We start from the raw sequence: 19,837 nt of genomic DNA, 5'->3' as shown, positions 1-19,837 counted from the left end.
TGACCCATAGAACAGCGGGCACGGTGCTGAGGGGAATCGAGGTGCTGACGTGTCCCCGCCCACACGGCGACGAGGCGGTGAGTGGACTAGAATATAGCGGAACACCGAAAAGACTTCATAGGGAGAATCGTGGCCCAAGGGGATTCGCGAGACAGCCAGGACAACCGCCGCGCAGATGGCGGTCACCGCTCAGATCGCGACAACAATCGCAACCGTCGACCGGACAACCGGGACGGCCGCGGGCCACGCCAGTCCGACCGCAGGGGCGGCTACCAGGGCAATCGTCGCAACGATGATGATCGTCGGGGCGGCTTCAACCGAGATCGCCGTGATGGTGATGATCGCCGAGGTGGGTACCAAGGTAACCGTCGCAACGACGACGACCGTCGTGGCGGGTACCAAGGCAATCGTCGTAATGACGATGACCGTCGCGGTGGGTATCAGGGTAACCGTCGCAATGACGACGATCGCCGAGGTGGGTACCAAGGTAACCGTCGCAACGATGATGATCGTCGGGGCGGCTTCAACCGTGACCGTCGCGACGGTGACGACCGCCGAGGCGGCTATCAGGGCAATCGTCGGAACGATGATGATCGTCGGGGCGGCTTCAACCGGGACCGCCGTGATGGTGATGATCGTCGCGGTGGTTACCAGGGCAACCGCCGGAACGATGGCGACCGCCGAGGCGGCTTCAACCGTGATCGTCGTGACGATGACGACCGCCGAGGCGGCTACCGCGGAAACCGACGGGACGACAACCGCGGAGGCCGCGGCGGCTACGGTCGCAACGACAACGACCGCCGTGCATCCCGCAAGACCGACACCGGCGACTACGCACGCGAACAGCGTGCCCGCCGTCCGCGCATTCAGGAACCCGAGATTCCCGAGGGCGTCACCGGCCGTGAACTCGACAAAGAGATCTCGTCACAGCTGCGCTCCCTCGACAAAGAGAACGCCGACATGGTCGCCAAGCACCTCGTCGCCGCAGGCGGGCTGCTCGACCTCGACCCGGAACGCGCCCACGAACACGCCAAGGCCGCTATGGCCCGCGCCGGTCGTGTCGCCGTCGTCCGCGAAGCACTCGGCATCGCCGCGTACTACGTGGAGAACTATGACGAAGCCGTCCGCGAACTGCGCACCCATCGCCGCATCTCCGGTTCGAATGACAACATCGCGCTGATCGCCGACGCCGAACGCGGTCGCGGCAAGCCCGAGAAGGCCATCGAGCTGCTGAAGAACGCAGAAGAGCTCGACCTCGACAACGACACCCGCACCGAACTCGTCATCGTCGCGGCCGGCGCCAAGTCCGACCTCGACGACATCGCCGGTGCGCGCCGACTCATCGAAGCCGAGGACTTCACCCAGAAGCCCGGCGGCGGACTGGTCCGTCTCATGGCCGCCTACGCCGAGGTGCTGCGCATCGACGGCGAAACGGAACTCGCCGACAAGTACGAAGAGCTCTCCCGCCGGACCGCCAAGGCGACCGGCACCCTCTTCGGCGACGAAGAGCCCGACCTCAACGCCGGCGTCGAAATCGAAACGGTGGAAGAAGTCGAGGACGAGCCCGAAGCCGCCGAAGCCGAGGAGCCGCAGGTGGAATCCGACGCTGTTGACGCTTCCGCGGAGGGAGCAGAAGCTGGGGCCGACACCGAGGCTCCAGCCGCAGCGCCGAAGTCGAAGACACATGTCTCGGCAAAGGAACTGAAGTCGGTCAAGGTCTCCGACGATGAGATCGAAGCCGAACTCGACGAGATCCTCGCCGATGCAGAAGCCGACGCCGACACAGGCTCCGAGCCCGACGCAACAGCAGCCGAGGCCGACGGAGAGCAGTGACACTGACCGCCGAACAGCACAACTCAGCAGATGGGCGCCTGCCCGAATCATCGGGCACGCCCATCGACTGCGTCCTGTTCGACCTGGACGGAGTCGTCTACCACGGCACCCACGCCGTCGATGGCGCCGTCGACGGCATCAATTGGCTCCACTCCCAGTCGATCCCGGTCAACTACGTCACGAACAACGCCACTCGCACGGCCGCAGCCACCGCCGAGAAGATCACCGGAATGGGCGTCGACGCCTCTGCGGACGAAGTGACCACCTCGGCGCAGGTGCTCGCCGAACGCTTAGCCGAACGTTTCGGGCCGGGCGCCCGCGTCCACCTCCTCGGCACGACCGGACTGCGGGTCGCACTCGAAGAGGCGGGTCTCGAGATCACCGACTCACTCGACGCGTCACCCGTTGCCGTCGCTCAGGGACTCGACCCGGAGATCGACTACGCGAAGATCGTCCGCACCTGCGAAATCATCCGCTCGGGCGCCGAATGGTGGGCGAGCAACCCCGACTTCTCCCTCCTCACAGAAACCGGGAAAGTCCCCGGCAACGGTGCCTTCGTCGATCTCATCGCCCGACTCACCGACGCCGCCCCAGTCATCGTCGGCAAACCTGCACCGCACATGATGAACTTCGCAGCCGGCCGCCTCGGCGCGCACCGGCCCCTCATGGTCGGCGACCGCCTCAACACCGATATCGCAGGCGGCTGTGCCGCCGGCATCGACACCGCCCTCGTCCTCACCGGAATCCACGACATCCACGATGCCCTGCGTGCCGGCCCGGAGCGTCGACCGACGTTCATCCTGCCGAATCTGCGCGGACTCGAAGCGCTCATCACCGGCACCGACCGCGGCGAGTCCGCACGGATCGAAGCCGAACTCCGCCGAGTCTGGGCAGCCATCGATGCGGTGGACACCGACGCCGAGACGGTCCTGGCTGAAGGACGCCTGCCCCGCCGGATCGGAGGGGACGAATGAGCGAGACCCCGACACCCGGCCCAGGACCCGGAACGACTCCCGGCACGAACTCGACTTCGATACTCGGCCCTGCTTCTGCCCCGACGCCCGCCTCGGTGAGCGGGGACGTGCCGATCGAGACCTGGCGGTCCAGCCTCGCCGAGGCCAAAGAAGCACCGGCGGCCGAGCGGCACGAACTTCTCAACTCCCTGCTGGGCGACCTCGACGCGCAGGTGGGCTCCTTGTGAGCAGACTCGACCGGGCACTCGTCGATCGCGGGCTGCTGAACTCGCGCTCTCGCGCCGCCCGCGAAATCGCCGCCGGTCGCGTCAGCGTCAACGGCCGCACCGCGACCAAGGCCTCCCAAGACGTGAGAGCCACCGACGATGTCTCCGTCACCGAACCCGACCCCTGGGTCGCCCGCAGCGCCCACAAACTCCTCGGCGCGCTCGAGGCTTTCGACCTCACCGACCGACTCAATGATCTGACAGCCCTCGATGCAGGCGCCTCCACCGGAGGCTTCACCCAAGTCCTCCTCCATCACGGTGTCGCACACGTCTGGGCCGTCGACGTCGGCCACGATCAACTCGCGACTGTCCTCCGCGACGACCCGCGCGTCCACGTCCGCGAAGGACTCAACCTCCGCGAACTGACCGACTCCGACGTGCCGACCGTCGACCTCGTCGTCGCCGACGTCTCCTTCATCTCTCTGCGCCTGCTCATCGGACCGCTGCTGGCCGCGACCGCCGCGACGGGGGAACTCCTCCTCATGGTCAAACCCCAATTCGAACTGGCACGAGCATCGCTGGACAAACACGGCGTCGTCGCCAGCAGGGAGAAACGCCGCCGTGCCATCGACTCCGTCCTCGACGCCGTGAGACAACACGCCGGACGCGTCACCGACATCGCACCCTCACCGCTGCCGGGCCCCAGCGGGAACCGAGAGTACTTCCTGCGTGTTCGCCCAGGCCGAACACATCACCAGTCCGATAGGCTCGATCAAGCAGACATCCCCGCCCACCTGGACGAAATGATGAGAGGAGAGTCGTGACCAGACACATCATGGTGCTGCTGCACCCCCAACGTGATGAGTCGGCCGTGGCCGCCGTCAGCGTGTTCAAGGCCCTCCTCGACGACGGAGTCACCCCCGTCGTCCTCTCCGACGAGATCGTCGGCATCCGCGCCCGTCAGGCCGAGGCCGTCGACGACGAACCCATCCTCAACCACTGCGTCATCATCGACCCCTCCGAACTCGGTGAGTGGAAGAACGCCTGCGAACTCGTCATCGTCCTCGGCGGCGACGGCACGATCCTGCGCGCCGCCGAACGCTTCCACGGGTCCGGTGCCCCGCTCATGGGCATCAACTTGGGCCATGTCGGCTTCCTCGCCGAAAGTGAGAAGGAAGACCTCGCCGAGGCGGTCCACCGCGCCTCCCAACGTGACTATTCCGTCGAGGAGCGGCTCGCGCTCGACGTGTCCGTGTGGCACGAAGGCGAGAACATCTTCAATGCCTGGGCACTCAACGAGGTAACCATCGAGAAGACCTCGAAATCCCGGATGATCGACGTCGTCCTCGGCGTCGACGCCCGCCCCGTGTCCTCCTTCGGTTGCGACGGCGTCATCCTCGCCACCCCCACCGGCTCGACCGCGTACTCGTTCTCCGCCGGCGGACCCATCGTCTGGCCCGAAGTCGAAGCACTCATCCTCGTCCCGATCTCCGCCCACGCCCTGTTCTCCAAACCGCTCGTCGTCAACCCGACCTCCCGCCTCGGCGTGGAGATCTCCCAGATGAACCCCGAATTCTCAGCCGTGCTGTGGTGCGACGGCCGCCGCGCCCTCGAACTGCCGTCCGGGGCCCGCGTGGAAGCCACCCGCTCGAAGTCACCGATCCGACTCGCCCGCCTCCACACCGGCCCCTTCACCGACCGACTGGTCGCGAAGTTCCGCCTGCCCGTCTCCGGCTGGCGAGGACCGATCAAGGAGGCCTGAATGATCTCCGAACTGCGCATCTCCCACCTCGGCGTCATCGCCGAAGCCGCCGTCGAACTCGACACCGGCTTCACCGTCGTCACCGGTGAGACCGGTGCGGGAAAGACCATGTTCGTCTCCGCCCTGTCCCTGCTCATGGGCCGCAAGGTCGGCTCCGGAGTCGTGCGCAAAGGCGCAGAGAAAGCCGAAGTCGAAGGCATCTTCACCGATGTGGCCGAACCCGTGCGCGAACGCATCGAAGAGGCCGGCGGCAGCGCCGACGACGAAGCGATCATCTCCCGCACCGTCGCGCTCAAGGGCCGCGCCCGAGCCACGGCCGGCGGTCGCACCGTGCCGATCTCCGTGCTCACCGACATCTCCTCAGACCTCATCACCCTCCACGGCCAGTCCGAACAGCTGCGCCTCAAAGGCGCCGCCCAACAGCGTCACCTTCTCGACGCCGCCGGTGGCACTGCACTCGCCGAGGTGGCCGACCGTTACCGTGCCGCCTTCGAGAACTGGCGCGAGACCGAAGCCCGCGTCAGCCGCATCAAAGACTCCACCGCCGCCCGCCGCGAACGCATCCTGTGGCTGCGCGGCTGCCTGGAGACCATCGACAAGGTCCGCCCCGAACCCGGCGAAGACGAGACCCTGGCCGCACAGTCGGCGAAACTCGGCGCCGCCGCCGAGATCACCCGCGCCGTCGGCGCCGCCCACGACCTGCTGCTCGGTTCCGAGATCGACGATGCCGGCGCCGCCGTCGACCTCGTCCACCAGGCCATCAGCACGATCGCCGATGTCGAAGGCTCCGACAAAGAACTCGTCACCATCCGCGAAGCCCTCGGCGACGCCGTGCTGCGCCTGTCCGACTCCGCCGCGGAACTGTCCTCCTACCTCTCCGGATTCGACGAACTCGGCGAAACCTCGCTGGAAGAGACCGAAGCACGCCGCGCGGAACTCGGCACCCTGGCTCCCTACGGCCAAGACGTCGCCGAAGTCCTCGACTTCGAAACCCGCTCGGCCGCGGAGCTCGCCGAACTCGAAGCCGAGGACCGCGACCTCGACGGACTCGACGCCGAACTCGACGGGGCTCGCGAGACCATGGAGGCGGCCGCCTCGGCGCTCACCGAGATCCGCAAGGCCACCGCGGACGAATTCTCCGCAGCGGTCAGCGAAGAACTCACCGCCCTGTCGATGCCGAAAGCCACGGTCGCCTTCAAGATCTCTGAACGTGAACCCACCACCCACGGGGCCGACGACGTCCGGCTGACCTTCGCCGCCCACGAATCCTCGATCCCCGACGACATCGCGAAGATCGCCAGCGGCGGTGAGCTCTCCCGTGTCATGCTCGCCATCGAAGTCGTCAGAGCCGCCAGCGAATCCATCCCCACCTACGTCTTCGACGAAGTCGACGCCGGAGTCGGCGGCAAAGCGGCCGTGGAGATCGGCCGCCGGCTGGCCAAACTCGCCCGGAACGCCCAGGTCATCGTCGTCACCCACCTGCCGCAGGTCGCCGCCTGGGCCGACACCCATGTGACCATCGTCAAGGACGATGACGCCGAGACCGTGCGCTCGGGCGTGCAGGAACTGACCGACGAAGAACGCGTCGTCGAACTCTCCCGCATGTTGGCAGGCATGGACGACTCCGCCTCTGCGAAGGCCCACGCGGCCGAACTGCTCGACAACGCTCGGCAGGTCAAGGAGGCCGGCGTTGGCAGCAGATGAGAGAATGGGCGGACCATGAAAGTGCGCAGACACCGTGAGAACCTCACCGCACCGACCAGGTTCGGCCCCGCCCCTGCCCGCTTGGACCGACGCACGAAGAATCTGACGAAACGCCTCCAAGCAGGCGACATCGCCATCATCAAACACTCCGACATCGACCGCATCTCCGCCGAAGCCCTCGTCGCCTGCCGGCCGGCCGCGGTGATCAACGCCGACAAGTCGATCTCCGGCCGCTACCCGAACCTCGGCCCGAGCATCATCGTCGACGCCGGCATCCCCCTCATCGACGCCGCCGGAGCCGATATCTTCGACGCGGTCGACGAGAAAGCCGAGATCTCCATCGAGGGCGCCACCGTGTACGCAGGTGAAACCGAGGTGGCCACGGGAGTCCTGCAGACGTCGGAGACGATCTCCGCGGACATGCACGCCGCCGAAGCCGGAATGAACTCCGTGCTCGTGGACTTCATCGACAACACGATCGAATACATCCGCAAGGACTCCGACCTGCTCTCGGCCGAACTCGTCGTGCCGGAGGTGAAGACGAAGTTCACCGACCGGCATGTGCTCATCGTCGTCCGCGGGTACCACTACAAGGAGGACCTGGCGATGCTGGCCTCCTACATCCGCGAATACCGTCCGCTGCTCATCGGCGTCGACGGCGGAGCCGATGCCATCATCGAAGCCGGCTACCGACCGGACATGATCGTCGGGGACATGGACTCCGTGTCCGACACCGCCCTGACTTCGGGCGCCGAGATCGTCGTCCACGCCTACCGCGACGGCACCGCCCCGGGCACCGAGCGGGTCGAAGCCCTCGGAGTCGAATGCGTGGCCTTCGCGGCCTCGGGCACGAGCGAGGACATCGCCATGCTGCTCGCCGATGACAAGGGTGCCGAGCTCATCGTCGCCGTGGGCACCCACGACACCGTCATGGAGTTCCTCGACAAGGGCCGCAAGGGCATGGCCTCGACCTTCATCACCCGGCTGCGTGTGGGCTCGAAGCTCATCGACGCCAAGGGCGTGTCCCTGCTCTACCGGCAGCGCATCTCCAGCCTGCAGCTGGCCGTGCTCATCATCGCCGGACTCGTCGCTCTCGGTGTGGCGATGACCGCGACCTCGGCCGGACAGACCTTCCTCGGCCTTATCGGCGCCCAACTCGACGGCCTCTTCGGCTGGATCGGCTCCCTCTTCGGCGGCGACCCCGCAGCATCCACCGACTCCGCCGGACTCATCCAAGGACTGACCAGTGATTGATTTCCGCTACCACCTCGTCTCCCTCGTCTCGGTGTTCCTCGCCCTTGCCGTCGGCATCGTCCTCGGTGCGGGACCGCTGAAGGAACCGATCGGGGAGTCCCTGCAGAGCCAGGTCGACGCGCTGCGCTCGGACCGCGACAACCTGCGCTCCGACCTCGACGCCGCCAAGGGCAATATCGACAAGCAGAACGAATTCGTCACCGCCGCGGCCCCGGAACTCATCGACGGCACCCTCGACGGGCAGGAGGTGAGCATCATCGCCGCCCCCGAGGCTGACTCCGAACAGGTCGAAGAGGTCAGCAACCGGGTCAAGGAAGCCGACGGCACCATCGCCGGCGACGTGTCGTTCGTGCCGAACACGCTCAGCCTCGATGATTCCACCCAGTTCCTCAAGCGGCTGCGCACCGTCGTACCGAACCTGCCGAAGGACGACTCGACCGCGATCCGCGCCGCCCTCGTCATCGCCCTGACCGGTGACGCCTCGATGCTCGAAGACGAAGACGATCAGGCCGATGCGGAGAAGCAGGCGGCGAAGCTCTACGACGTCTTCGTCGAAGCCGACCGTCTGCGCACCGACACCGACCACAAGACCACTTCGCTGTTCATCGTCATCGACGATGAGAACTCGAAACTGGCCGAGGACACCGAGCCCAGCCCGAAGGCCACCGACGACAAGGGAACCCGGACCCTCGTCACCGACTTCATCACCGCACTCACCGCCGAAGCGAACTCGGTGGTTGTCGCCGGCGATGCCGGATCGGCGCAGAACGGACTCGTCAACGTGCTGCGGACGGAGAAGTCCCGCGCCAGCACCGTCGACGGGCTCGGCCTCGGCGCCGGTCCCGTCATCACCGTGCGAGCACTGGCCTCCGGAGAAGCCGGAAAGCACGGTCACTTCGGATTCGCCGAGGACGCCGAAGGCATCCTGCCGGGCAAGATCGAAGAGAAGTCGTCCGACGACACTTCGAAGGGAGACGAGAAATGATCCGCTCCATCGTCAGCACCGCCGTCGCCGGGCTCGCCGGCTTCGCCGCGACGAAAGCCGTGCTCAGATCACGGCTGCGCACCCACGATTCCGTGGTGCGCACCAACCACGCCGGACACGACGTCTCGCTCGCCGAAGGCCCTGCCGTCGCGGCGGGACTGGTGGCCGGCAGCCTACTCATCGAAGATACTCGGCAGCGGTCGGCGACCCTGTTGGCCACGGCCGCGGCGGGCAGCCTCGGTGCCGTCGATGACTTCTGCGAATCCGGATCCTCCAAAGGGCTGCGCGGTCATCTGTCGGCCCTGGCCCGCGGGGAGATCACGACCGGGGCCATCAAGGTCACCGGCATTCCGCTCGCCTCGATCGCGGCCGCCGCGATCCTGCGCAGCCGCACCCGCCCGTCCGGGCTCTTCGGCTCCACGCACTCAACTTCTGACCGACCCTGGTACGCGGCCACCGCGGATGTCATCGTCACCGGGGGAGTGATCGCGGGCTCTGCGAACCTGTTCAACCTCCTCGACCTGCGGCCCGGCCGGGCACTCAAGGCCGGAGCACTGACCCTGGCCTTCACCGACCACGATCGCCGCGTGTCCTGGGCACCGTCGGGAGCGATCGCCGGCGCCACGGCGGCTGCCTGGCCCGACGACCTCGCCGGTGATGCGATGCTCGGCGACACCGGAGCCAATGCTCTGGGAGCGGCGATCGGCGTGATCCTCGCCGAAACGGCCACACCGGCACAGCGAACCCTCATCCTCGCTGTGCTCGCCGGGCTCACCCTGGCCAGCGAGAAGGTCTCCTTCACCTCCGTCATCGAATCGACTCCGGGACTGCGGGAGATCGACTCGTTCGGCCGCGAGGATAAGTGAACAAGCTCGTTCGAGTCCTCGCCTCCACGGCGCTGCTCGTATCGATCATCACCCTGCTGACCCGACTGGTCGGCTTCTTGCGCTGGCTGGTGTTCTCGGCAAACGTGGGCGCCGGCACCGTCGGCACCGCCTACCAGAGTGCCAACCAGGTCCCGAACATCCTCTTCGAGGTCGTCGCCGGAGGTGCCCTGGCCGGCGCGGTCATCCCGCTGCTTGCAGTGCCGCTGGCCAGATCGGACCGGGAGACCGCCGGACGCATCGCCTCCGGCCTGCTGACCTGGGCGGTAAGCGTCACCTTGCCCCTGTCGATCCTGCTGGCCGTGTTCGCCCCGCAGATCGCGAGGATCCTCGTCGACACGAAGACGAGCGCCGCGGGAGTGCAGGCGACCGTGGAGCTGCTGCTCATGTTCTCCCCGCAGCTCGTCCTCTACGGAATCGGCGCCGTGCTCACCGGAGTGCTGCAGGCCCACCGGAAGTTCCTGTGGCCGGCGTTCGCCCCGCTTCTGTCCAGCCTCATCGTCATCGGCAGCTATATCGCCTACAACGCCGTCGGCGGCAGCGACGATACCTGGCAGACCCACCTCGGCTGGCTCGGCTGGGGCACCACCGTCGGCGTCGCAGCCCTCGCGCTGCCGCTCGCCCTGCCGATGGCCACGACCGGGCTGAAGCTGCGTCCGACCTTCTCCTTCCCACCCGGAGTCGCCCACCGTGCGCTGCGCCTGGCCGGAGCCGGAATGTCGGCCCTGCTCGCCCAGCAGGCCGCCGTGCTCGCAACCCTGAGCCTGGCCAACCATGTCGGTGGGGACGGCACGCTCGTCCTCTTCAGCTACATCAATGCCGTCTACCTGCTGCCCTACGCGGTGCTCGCCGTGACCGTGGCGACGGTGGTCTTCCCGACCCTGTCGACCTGGGTGGGACGATCCACCGACCCCGAGGCGACCGAGCACAGACGTGCGGAAGCCGGGGTGCGGATGCGGTCGGTGACCTCGACGACGACGGCGCTCATCATCGCCATCGGCGGACTCGGTGCCGTCATCCTGCTCTCGGCCGCGGGCCCCCTGCAGACCTTCTTCATCGCCATCGACGCCGAAAGCGAATCCGCCGCACCCTTCGACTCCATGGCCACGGCGATCATGGTCATGGCCTTGGCCGTGCCCGGGTGGTCCTTCGTGGCGTGGGGCACCCGTGTCTTCTACGCGGTGGAACGCTCCCGCTATTCGGCTGCCGCCACGACGACGGGATGGATCCTCGTCATCGTCGGCATGGTCGGAGCCATCCTCGTCACCGGCTCGAACGGCAATCCCGGACTGACCCTCGTCTGCATCTGCAGCGGATATGTGCTGGGCATGACCGTCGCCGGAGTGTTCCTGCTCGTGAACATGCGCCGCGTCCTCGGCCCCACCGGACTCGCTCTCGTCGGACGTCGGTCGCTGCTCGCGCTCGGGTCCGCCGTCGTCGCAGGCACCGCCGGGGTCGTGACCTCGCAGTGGTTCGGGGGACTCCTCGACAACTCGGCAAGCTCCGCGGTCATCGCCGGAATCGTCGCAGCCCTCCTCGGCTGCATCGTCTTCGGAATCATCGTGCTCGTCGTCGACCGCGGGTTCCTCGGCGAGGTCCGCGGCCTGCTGGCCGACCGAAACCGGGCCGTCGTCAATGACGAGACGACCGTGCATGCCGTCGAAGCGAATTCGGCTGCATCAAGCACCGACAGCAGACCCGGCACGCACAATGGAGACCACGGACCCAGCGACACCGACAGAACCAGCGACACCGACAGGTTCAGCGACACCGACAGGGAGGAAGACTCATGAGAATTGTCTTCACCATCGGCACCTCGACCGGGGGAGTCGGCACCCACGTGCACGCACTCGCCCGTGACCTCGCCGCCGCCGGACATGAGATCGGCGTCATCGGACCGGCCGCCACCGACGAACACTTCGGCTTCTCGCTGCTGCCCGGAGTCCGGTTCGGCGTCCTCGAACTCGGCACCGGAATCGGCGTTTCCGACGCCGCTCTTGTCCGCAGACAGCGCACACTGCTGCGCAGCTTCGCCCCGCAGATTGTCCATGCCCACGGCTTCCGCGCCGGGCTCATCACCCTGTTGACCCTGCGCACGCTGAAGACCCGACCGAAGTTCGTCCTCAGCCTCCACAACCAGGCCAGCGGACAGGGACTGCGCGGACGGGTCGAAACCCGAGTCGAGACGATGCTCGCCCGCGGGGCCGACCTCGTCCTCGGCGCGAGCACCGACCTCGTCGACCGCGCCCGCGAACTCGGTGCACAGACCGCCCGGTTCCTCCCCGCCGCCGCCCCCGAGGTGACCCAAGTGTCCACCGAGGCGGCCGCCGCCACGCGTGCGGCACTGGCCGAGGAATTCGACTTCGATCCCGGGGCACTCATCGTGCTTGCCGTCGGTCGCGTCGCCGAACAGAAGAACTACCCGATGCTCGTGCGCGCACTCGCCCGCCTCGGCGAGGAGAACCGGCAGGGCAAGATCGTCGCCCTCATCGCCGGTGCCGCCGACGAGGAGGTGCTCGCCGGTGTCCGCGCACAGTACGACGCCGTCGCAGCCGCCTCGGCGGTTCCGGCCCTGCATTTCCTCGGACCCCGCGATGACATCGCGGAACTCGCGGCGGCTGCGGACATCTACGCACTCACCAGCGTGTGGGAGGCTCGGGCGCTCGTGCTCCAGGAGGCGCTCATCTCCGGCAAGGCGATCGTGGCCACCGCCACCGGCGGCAGCGCCGAACTCGTCGGCGACGCGGGGATGCTGATCGACCTCGACGACGATGCCGCCTTCGCCGCAGCCGTGGCCGAACTCGCCGTCGATCCGGCCCGCCGCGCCGAACTCGGTGCCAGGGCCCGGGCACGCGGAGCGGAGCTTCCCGATGAGAGGGAAGTTGCCGGAGAACTCGCAGGTCTTTACACGGAACTCGTGCCTGCCCAGGTAGGCTAGAACCAGCGTCGAACGAAAGAAGAGGATGAGGAAATGAGCGAATCCGGCGAGGTCAACCCACTGAGCGCAGACACGAGGATTCTGCACGTGCTCGCCGATACCACCGGTCCCGTCGTCGAAGTGGCGAAGCTCGCCGTGCTCGGTCACCTCCGGGCCGGTTACAAGGTCGCCGTCGCCGCGCACCGGTCACTGCTGGGCACCTTCGGAGTCCCTGAGGAACTGGCCGGCGAATTCCGCGAGATCGAACTCGCAGCACGCAGACGCTTCTCGATGGCCGACCCCAACACCGCCTTCACTCTTCACAAGTACTACCAGCACGTGGACATCGTCCACGCGCACGGACTGCATGCGGCGACGCTCGCCGGACTGGCCTTCACCGGTCTGCCCGCCCGCCTGCACCCGAAGGTCGTCGCCACCATCGAATCCTTCGACTCCGCGAACGTCATCGAGAAGACCGGAGCCGAGATCGTCGGCCGCACGGCCACCGCGGTGCTCGGCACGACCGAACCCGTCGTCGACTACTACGGCGGCCGCGTCCCGGTCGTCGAACGCGCTGAACTCGTTCACCCGGACATCGACGTCGATCTCACCGTGCGCACCCCGCGCGCCGAGGTCCGTCGCGAACTCGGCCTGTCCGAAGGCACCTGGATGGTCGCCAGCCCCATCGCGCTGCGTGACCACACTGCCCTGGCGACGGTCCTCGACGCCGCCGACCAGATCAACCAGCGTCGCCGTGACCGCAAGGTCGTCTTCGTCCTCACCGGCACAGGCAAGGACCGTTCGACGATCTCCCGCGAATTCGCCGACCGCGGCGTCCTCGTGGCACCGGCCGGAGACCTCGTCGATGTCGCGGCCGCCTCGGACGTCGTCATCGCCAGCGAGACGATGACGGGACTGTCCCACGAAGACCTCATGCAGCTGTCGAAGCCCGCGGTCTTCATCGGCAGCGAACGCCGCGCCGGCATCTGGGGAGAGGCCGCGAAGGCCGTTCCCGCCGACGACACGGAAGCGCTGCTGCGTGAGATCAATCATCTTCTCGACGACCCGGCCGGACGCGGAACCTCCGCTGTGGCAGCAAAGAAGCGGGTCATCGACGTGAGCAACGGTGCGGCGATCTCCGAGACGCTGCTCGATCTGTACGCCGAGGTCGACGCCGTCTCGGATTCGTGAGCCGGACTTTGATAGAATCAAATTCCGTGGTGAATCGAACTGGCCCAGGCGGCACACATACGGCAAAGCACATCTTCGTCACGGGAGGCGTCGCCTCCTCGTTGGGCAAGGGTCTGACGGCATCGAGCCTCGGCCATCTGCTCACTCAGCGCGGCCTCACCGTGGCCATGCAGAAGCTGGATCCCTACCTCAACGTGGATCCCGGCACGATGAACCCCTTCCAGCACGGTGAAGTCTTCGTCACCGAAGACGGTGCCGAGACCGACCTCGACATCGGTCATTACGAGCGCTTCCTCGACAACGACCTCGACGGTGCCGCGAATGTGACCACCGGACAGATCTACTCCTCGGTGATCGCGAAGGAGCGCCGTGGCGCGTACCTCGGCGACACCGTCCAGGTCATCCCGCACATCACCGATGAGATCAAGGCACGCATGCGTGCCCAGGCCGAACGCCCCGAGGCGGACCGCCCCGATGTCATCATCACCGAGATCGGCGGCACCGTCGGCGATATCGAATCCCAGCCCTTCCTCGAGGCGGCCCGTCAGGTCCGTCACGACATCGGCCGGGACAACGTGTTCTTCATCCACGTCTCCCTCGTGCCCTACCTCGGGCCCTCCGGAGAGCTGAAGACGAAGCCGACTCAGCACTCGGTGGCGACCCTGCGCTCCATCGGCATCCAGCCCGATGCGATCGTGCTGCGCTCCGACCGCGAGCTGCCGGATTCGATCCGTGCGAAGATCGCCGGTGCCTGCGACGTCGAGACCGAAGCGGTCGTGTCCTGCGTCGACGCCCCGAGCATCTACGACATCCCGAAGGTCCTCCACGACGGCGGCCTCGACGTGTTCGTCATCCGCAACCTCAACCTGCCCTTCCGCGACGTCGACTGGACGAAGTGGGACCGGGTACTCGAACGCGTGCACAACCCGTCCCGGGAAGTCACCATCGGCATCGTCGGCAAGTACATCGACCTGCCCGACGCCTACCTCTCCGTCACCGAGGCGCTGCGCCACGGCGGCTTCGCCAACGACGCGAAGGTCACAATCAAGTGGATCCAGTCCGATGACTGCTCCACCGAAGCCGGCGCCGCGTCGGCACTGTCCGGCCTCGACGCGATCTGCGTGCCCGGCGGCTTCGGCATCCGCGGCATCGAAGGCAAGCTCGGCGCACTCGAATACACCCGCACCAACGGCATTCCGACCCTCGGTCTGTGCCTGGGTCTGCAGTGCATGGTCATCGAGTACGCACGCAATGTCGCCGGCATCGAGGCGGCTTCGTCGTCCGAGTTCGACCCCGAGACCACGGTTCCGGTCATCGCGACCATGGCCGAGCAGCTTTCGATCGTCGAGGGCGAAGGCGACCTCGGCGGCACTATGCGCCTGGGCACCTACGAGGCCAAGCTCACCGAAGGCAGCGTCGTGGCCGGCGTCTACGGCGACACGACGATCAGTGAGCGTCACCGTCACCGCTACGAGGTCAACAACACCTACCGGGATCAGCTCGCCGAGGCGGGGCTCGAGTTCTCCGGGACCTCACCGAACGGTGAGCTCGTCGAATTCGTCGAGCTTCCGCACGATAAGCACCCGTTCTACGTCTCCACTCAGGCGCATCCCGAGCTGAAGTCGCGTCCGACCTCACCGCATCCGCTGTTCGCGGGTCTGGTCGCCGCCGCGCTCGAGCGTCAGTGACCGTTGTCCATCTTCACAACGAATGCCGTCGGCCAGAGCGCCGGCGGCATTCGCCGTTCCACCACCGTCGAGTTTCGAGAGGCAGCCGATGAGCACTCAGCACGATGAGATCCTGCAGGACGATCCGGTGATCCCGCCGATCACCCACTCCGAGGTCGTCTACGAAGGCGCGGTGTGGGACATCCGCAAGGAGACCTTCGACCTGCCCGAGGCGCCCGGACTCGTCCGCGACCTCATGGCGCACACCGGTGCCGTCGGCGTCGCCGTCGTCGATGACCAGCAGCGGATCCTGCTGGCCCAGCAGTACCGGCACCCAGTCCGGGCCAGGCTGTGGGAAGTCCCGGCCGGTCTGCTCGACGTGCCCGGCGAGGACCCGCTCGAGGCGGCGAAGCGGGAACTCGTCGAGGAGGCCGACCTCACGGCCGACCACTGGGACGTCCTCAGCGACTCCTGCCTGACACCGGGCGGCAGCTCGGAGACGATGCGTCTCTACCTGGCCCGCGGGCTGTCCTCCGTTCCCGAAGCCGACCGTCACGAACGCGGCGAAGAAGAGGCGGGCTTCCGTTACGCCTGGGTCGGCATCGACGACGCACTCGAAGCCGTGACCGATGGACGGATCACCAACGCGATCGCCCAGCTCGCGATCTTCCAGGTCGACCGGGTGCTGCGCGCCGAAGCGGCGGGAGCACCGGTGGAGTTCCGTCCCGTCGATGCGCCGAGGCGACTCGTCGACGGCCGTCCCGAATTCGGTCGTGGTGCCACCGTCGAGACGACTGGTTCGGCGTCGGCGGAGACGACCGGTTCCGCTGGTGAGGATGGCCTGTTCACGCAGGTCGGCACGGGCGAGGACTGATAACCCGTGGCCCGGCACGGTGCTGAACTGCTGCCAGAGAATCTGCCTGACGATCTGCGTCGCGGTTTTGCGTCCTATCTGTCCTCCCTGCGTTTCGAACGGGGACTGTCGATGAACTCGATCGATGCCTATGCTCGTGACCTCGCCCGGTACGGAACCTGGCTGACCGAGGACGGGGTGAGCCGCCTCGGCGAGGTCGATCGACAGAAGGTGGAGAGCTATGCGCTCCACCTGCTCGATTCGGGATTGGCACCGCGGAGTCGTGCCCGCGCACTCGTCGCGGTGCGACGATTCCACACCTTCGCCCTCGGGGAGAACCTCGCGCCCTCGGACCCGGCCTCCGAGGTCAGCCCACCGCAGGAAGGACTGCGCCTGCCCAAAGCCTTGGCCCTCGACGAGATCGAAGCGATGATCGCGACCACCGACGGTGACGAACCCGTGCAGATCAGGGCCGCGGCCCTGCTCGAACTCCTCTACGCCACGGGAGCGCGCATCTCCGAGGCCGTGGGAGTCGACCTCGACGATCTCGACCTCGACTCCGGACTCGTCCGGCTCTACGGCAAGGGCGGGAAGGAGAGGATCGTGCCCTTCGGATCCCACGCCTCCCGAGCCCTGGGAGCGTGGGTGTCACGGGTGCGCCCGTCGATGGCGGCGAAAGCGAGATCCTCGGCTCCGGCCGGGGCGCTGTTTCTCAATGCACGCGGAACCCGGCTCTCCCGAGTCTCGGCGTGGCAGATCGTCAAGGACGCCGGAGAGGCTGCGAAGATCGACGCCGAGGTGTCTCCGCATACGTTCCGGCACTCGTTCGCCACGCATCTGCTCGAGGGCGGTGCGGACATCCGCGTCGTCCAGGAGCTGCTCGGCCATGCCTCGGTGACGACGACGCAGATCTATACGAAAGTCTCAGAGGAGACACTGCGGGAAGTGTACGCGACCTCGCACCCCCGGGCGCGGTAGGGTTGGACGTAGAGCAACGAAAGGTGGCCATCCGAGAGATGAATACGCAAGAGGCGTTGGAGATCCCCCAGCAGCGGACCGCAGACGAGCCCCAGGACTTCCCGGAGCCGGCACCCCTGGCTTCGCACGGACCCGCCCGCATCATCGCGATGGTCAACCAGAAGGGCGGGGTCGGCAAGACGACCTCGTCGATCAACCTCGGTGCGGCTCTGGCCGCCTACGGCCGCAAGATGCTGCTCGTCGACTTCGACCCGCAGGGCGCACTGTCGGTCGGACTGGGACTCAATCCCTATGAGCTCGACATCAGCATCTACAACCTGCTGATGAACCCGCGACTGGACCCGCACGAGGTCATCGTCGAAACGGAATTCGACAACATCGACATCCTGCCGGCCAATATCGACCTCTCCGCCGCCGAAGTCCAGCTCGTCGGCGAGGTCGCCCGCGAGCAGGTGCTCGCCCGAGCCCTGTCGAAGGTCGCCGACGAATACGATGTCATCCTCATCGACTGCCAGCCCTCGCTGGGACTGCTCACCGTCAATGCTCTGACCGCCGCCCATGGTGTCGTCATCCCGCTGGAGACCGAGTTCTTCGCCCTGCGCGGTGTCGCCCTGCTCGTCGAGACCATCGAGAAGGTCCAGGACCGGCTCAACCCCTCGCTCGAGGTCGACGGAATCCTCGCCACGATGTTCGACTCGCGGACCCTCCACTCGAAGGAAGTCATGTCGCGAGTCACCGAAGCCTTCGGTGACAAGGTCTTCGAGACCGTCATCAACCGCACCGTGAAGTTCCCCGACGCCTCCGTGGCCGCCGAACCGATCACGAGCTTCGCCCCGAAGCACGCCGGCTCCGAAGCCTACCGCCGACTCGCCCGGGAGCTCATCGCCCGCGGAGGCGCACCCTGAGCGACTCCGTAACAGATGTGGAGGAAGCGGCGTCTGCCTCGAGTGGTGGCGTCGCCTCGGAGGACGCACCCGCGAATGCCGACGTCGTCGTCGGCGATGGCGCTGATTCCGTCACTGACAATGTGCCCGGCGATGACACGGCGCCCGGCGATGACATGGCCTCCGAGAATGACTCTGCGCAGGGTTTCCAGGTGCGGTTGGACAACTTCACCGGCCCTTTCGACCTGCTGCTCGGACTGATCTCGAAGCGCCGCCTCGACGTCACGGAGATCGCGCTGGCCGAGGTGACAGATGAGTTCATCGCCTACACCACTGAGCTGAAGGATCAGGCGAATCTCGCCGAGATCTCCCAGTTCCTCCTCGTCGCCGCGACCCTGCTCGACCTCAAGACGGCACGCCTGCTGCCTCACGAAGACGGTGAAGAGGTGCTCGACCTCGAGCTGCTCGAGGCCCGCGATCTCCTCTTCGCCCGGCTGCTGCAGTACAAGGCGTACAAGTCCGTATCCGGGTACCTGGCCGAAGCGATGGCAGCCGGGTCGATCCGGGCCCCACGCGATGTCGACCTCGAACCGGAGTTCCAGGATGTGCTGCCGCCGCTGGAGCTGAACATCGGTCCCGGTGAGCTTGCCGGAATCTTCGCCACCGTGCTCCAACGCGACCACACCCCGCCGAGTGTGGCCGTCGACCACATCCACCTGCCGCTGGTGAGCGTCTCCGAACAGCGCGGGCACATCCTGTCCCTGCTGCGCGCCGGAGACGTCGACTTCCAGGATCTGCTCGAGTCAGCCGAGAACACCCTGGTCGTCGTGGCGAGGTTCCTCGCTCTGCTCGAACTGTTCAAGGTCGGCCTCTGCGACTTCGACCAGCCCGAACCTCTGGGACGGCTGCTCATCCACCGCACCGAGATGAACGAAGACGGAGTCGACCTGCGCACCGAAGGCGACTGGAGCGGAGACGAAGTGGCCGCAGACAGTGCGGGCGAACTCACTGCAGAGACAGGCGACGACGAAGCGGGCGACGAAGACGCAGATGACGACGACGATGGGGGAGCACAGAATGATCGATGACGAGATCCTCGCCGGCATCGAAGCCGTACTCATGATCACCGATTCGGCCGTCACTGCCGAAGACCTCGCAAGTTCCCTCGGCCTCGATGCGGACACCGTCGAAGAAGCAATCCAGACGCTCAAGGCCGACTACGACGGGGATGAGCACCACCGGCAGCGCGGGTTCGAGATCCGCCATGTCGCCGGCGGCTTCCGCATCTTCTCCCGCGGCGACTACCACGAGGTCGTCAAGGACTTCCTCACGGCCGGGCAGAGTGCGAAGCTCTCCCAAGCCGCGCTCGAGACTCTGGCAGTCATCGCCTACCGGCAGCCGATCTCCCGGCCCCGCATCGCAGCCATCCGCGGAGTCAGCGTCGACGGCGTCATCCGCACCCTGCTGCTGCGCGGACTCATCGTCGAAGCCGGCAAGGAGGCGTCCACCTCGGCGCTGCTCTATGCCACCACGCGTACGTTCCTCGACACGATGGGCATGAACGCGATCGACGACCTGCCCGATATCGCCCCCTACCTGCCCGAAGACGCCGACGTCGCCGAACTCGGCGCCGAGGACACCGAGGTGCTCGCCGAGATCGGCGGCGCCCTTGATGACGATCTCGACGAAGACTCCGATTCGGCCGCCGAGATGTCACGAGTCGCTGATTGATTTGAGAGAATGGA

The 19,837-nt window shown here is 66.8% G+C and carries 18 protein-coding genes; all 18 read left to right on the top strand.

The features are described from left to right. The first annotated feature begins 129 nt into the window (after positions 1–129). On the top strand, positions 130–1,833 hold the full coding sequence (locus SB749_RS18550) for a hypothetical protein (protein ID WP_410711598.1): 1,704 nt from the start codon (positions 130–132) through the stop codon (positions 1,831–1,833). Continuing rightward, the gene (locus SB749_RS18545; RefSeq protein ID WP_410711597.1) at positions 1,830–2,807 is read left to right on the top strand and encodes an HAD-IIA family hydrolase; all 978 of its coding nucleotides are present in this window, start codon (positions 1,830–1,832) and stop codon (positions 2,805–2,807) included. Before SB749_RS18550 ends, SB749_RS18545 begins: the two co-directional genes overlap by 4 nt. Further along, a complete protein-coding gene (locus tag SB749_RS18540; RefSeq protein ID WP_410711596.1) occupies positions 2,804–3,034 on the top strand; it encodes a hypothetical protein in 231 nt (76 codons plus the stop codon). The genes SB749_RS18545 and SB749_RS18540 overlap by 4 nt, the downstream gene beginning before the upstream one ends. Further along, positions 3,031–3,837 carry a TlyA family RNA methyltransferase gene (locus SB749_RS18535; RefSeq protein WP_410711595.1) on the top strand — a complete coding sequence of 269 codons (807 nt, stop codon included), beginning with the start codon at positions 3,031–3,033 and terminating at the stop codon, positions 3,835–3,837. The genes SB749_RS18540 and SB749_RS18535 overlap by 4 nt, the downstream gene beginning before the upstream one ends. Beyond that, a complete protein-coding gene (locus SB749_RS18530) occupies positions 3,834–4,775 on the top strand; it encodes an NAD kinase (RefSeq protein WP_180345671.1) in 942 nt (313 codons plus the stop codon). Before SB749_RS18535 ends, SB749_RS18530 begins: the two co-directional genes overlap by 4 nt. Then, positions 4,776–6,479, top strand: a complete 1,704-nt coding sequence (gene recN / locus SB749_RS18525) for a DNA repair protein RecN (protein WP_410711594.1) — start codon at positions 4,776–4,778, stop codon at positions 6,477–6,479. A 15-nt stretch (positions 6,480–6,494) separates the two neighbouring features. Next, positions 6,495–7,733, top strand: a complete 1,239-nt coding sequence (steA, locus tag SB749_RS18520; protein WP_410711593.1) for a putative cytokinetic ring protein SteA — start codon at positions 6,495–6,497, stop codon at positions 7,731–7,733. Next, positions 7,726–8,718 carry a copper transporter gene (locus SB749_RS18515; protein ID WP_410711592.1) on the top strand — a complete coding sequence of 331 codons (993 nt, stop codon included), beginning with the start codon at positions 7,726–7,728 and terminating at the stop codon, positions 8,716–8,718. Before steA ends, SB749_RS18515 begins: the two co-directional genes overlap by 8 nt. After that, the gene (locus tag SB749_RS18510; RefSeq protein ID WP_410711591.1) at positions 8,715–9,584 is read left to right on the top strand and encodes a hypothetical protein; all 870 of its coding nucleotides are present in this window, start codon (positions 8,715–8,717) and stop codon (positions 9,582–9,584) included. Before SB749_RS18515 ends, SB749_RS18510 begins: the two co-directional genes overlap by 4 nt. Next, positions 9,581–11,395 (top strand): murein biosynthesis integral membrane protein MurJ, encoded by a 1,815-nt coding sequence (gene murJ, locus SB749_RS18505; protein WP_410711590.1) that lies wholly within the window; start codon positions 9,581–9,583, stop codon positions 11,393–11,395. The genes SB749_RS18510 and murJ overlap by 4 nt, the downstream gene beginning before the upstream one ends. Beyond that, entirely contained in the window at positions 11,392–12,540 is a 1,149-nt protein-coding gene (locus SB749_RS18500) for a glycosyltransferase family 4 protein (protein ID WP_410711589.1), read from the top strand. The genes murJ and SB749_RS18500 overlap by 4 nt, the downstream gene beginning before the upstream one ends. Before the next feature lie 33 nt (positions 12,541–12,573). After that, positions 12,574–13,710, top strand: coding sequence for a group 1 glycosyl transferase (locus SB749_RS18495; RefSeq protein WP_410711588.1), 1,137 nt, complete (start codon positions 12,574–12,576; stop codon positions 13,708–13,710). An 8-nt stretch (positions 13,711–13,718) separates the two neighbouring features. Further along, complete coding sequence (locus SB749_RS18490; RefSeq protein ID WP_410711587.1) at positions 13,719–15,398, top strand: CTP synthase; 1,680 nt, start codon at positions 13,719–13,721, stop codon at positions 15,396–15,398. An 88-nt stretch (positions 15,399–15,486) separates the two neighbouring features. After that, positions 15,487–16,251 carry an NUDIX domain-containing protein gene (locus tag SB749_RS18485; RefSeq protein WP_410711586.1) on the top strand — a complete coding sequence of 255 codons (765 nt, stop codon included), beginning with the start codon at positions 15,487–15,489 and terminating at the stop codon, positions 16,249–16,251. A gap of 6 nt (positions 16,252–16,257) precedes the next feature. Beyond that, positions 16,258–17,208 (top strand): site-specific tyrosine recombinase XerD, encoded by a 951-nt coding sequence (xerD, locus tag SB749_RS18480; RefSeq protein WP_410711585.1) that lies wholly within the window; start codon positions 16,258–16,260, stop codon positions 17,206–17,208. A 38-nt stretch (positions 17,209–17,246) separates the two neighbouring features. Next, positions 17,247–18,113, top strand: coding sequence for a ParA family protein (locus SB749_RS18475; RefSeq protein WP_139908278.1), 867 nt, complete (start codon positions 17,247–17,249; stop codon positions 18,111–18,113). 17 nt (positions 18,114–18,130) lie between these two features. Then, complete coding sequence (locus tag SB749_RS18470) at positions 18,131–19,180, top strand: segregation and condensation protein A (protein ID WP_410711584.1); 1,050 nt, start codon at positions 18,131–18,133, stop codon at positions 19,178–19,180. Continuing rightward, entirely contained in the window at positions 19,170–19,823 is a 654-nt protein-coding gene (gene scpB, locus SB749_RS18465) for an SMC-Scp complex subunit ScpB (RefSeq protein WP_410711583.1), read from the top strand. The genes SB749_RS18470 and scpB overlap by 11 nt, the downstream gene beginning before the upstream one ends. Positions 19,824–19,837 lie beyond the last annotated feature (14 nt).

It is taken from the genome of Brevibacterium sp. SIMBA_078, from assembly GCF_046534565.1.
Lineage (GTDB): Bacteria > Actinomycetota > Actinomycetes > Actinomycetales > Brevibacteriaceae > Brevibacterium.
The sequence above is the reverse complement of the archived record's forward strand: the minus strand, read 5'-3'. Positions and strand labels throughout refer to the sequence as shown.

What these genes read in the sequence shown, in the direction of transcription:
- SB749_RS18495 (WP_410711588.1), top strand. Translation starts at nt 12,574, where the DNA reads ATGAGCGAATCCGGCGAGGTCAACCCACTGAGCGCAGACACGAGGATT.
- steA (WP_410711593.1), top strand. Translation starts at nt 6,495, where the DNA reads ATGAAAGTGCGCAGACACCGTGAGAACCTCACCGCACCGACCAGGTTC.
- scpB (WP_410711583.1), top strand. Translation starts at nt 19,170, where the DNA reads ATGATCGATGACGAGATCCTCGCCGGCATCGAAGCCGTACTCATGATC.
- SB749_RS18540 (WP_410711596.1), top strand. Translation starts at nt 2,804, where the DNA reads ATGAGCGAGACCCCGACACCCGGCCCAGGACCCGGAACGACTCCCGGC.
- SB749_RS18485 (WP_410711586.1), top strand. Translation starts at nt 15,487, where the DNA reads ATGAGCACTCAGCACGATGAGATCCTGCAGGACGATCCGGTGATCCCG.
- SB749_RS18510 (WP_410711591.1), top strand. Translation starts at nt 8,715, where the DNA reads ATGATCCGCTCCATCGTCAGCACCGCCGTCGCCGGGCTCGCCGGCTTC.
- recN (WP_410711594.1), top strand. Translation starts at nt 4,776, where the DNA reads ATGATCTCCGAACTGCGCATCTCCCACCTCGGCGTCATCGCCGAAGCC.
- SB749_RS18500 (WP_410711589.1), top strand. Translation starts at nt 11,392, where the DNA reads ATGAGAATTGTCTTCACCATCGGCACCTCGACCGGGGGAGTCGGCACC.
- SB749_RS18475 (WP_139908278.1), top strand. Translation starts at nt 17,247, where the DNA reads ATGAATACGCAAGAGGCGTTGGAGATCCCCCAGCAGCGGACCGCAGAC.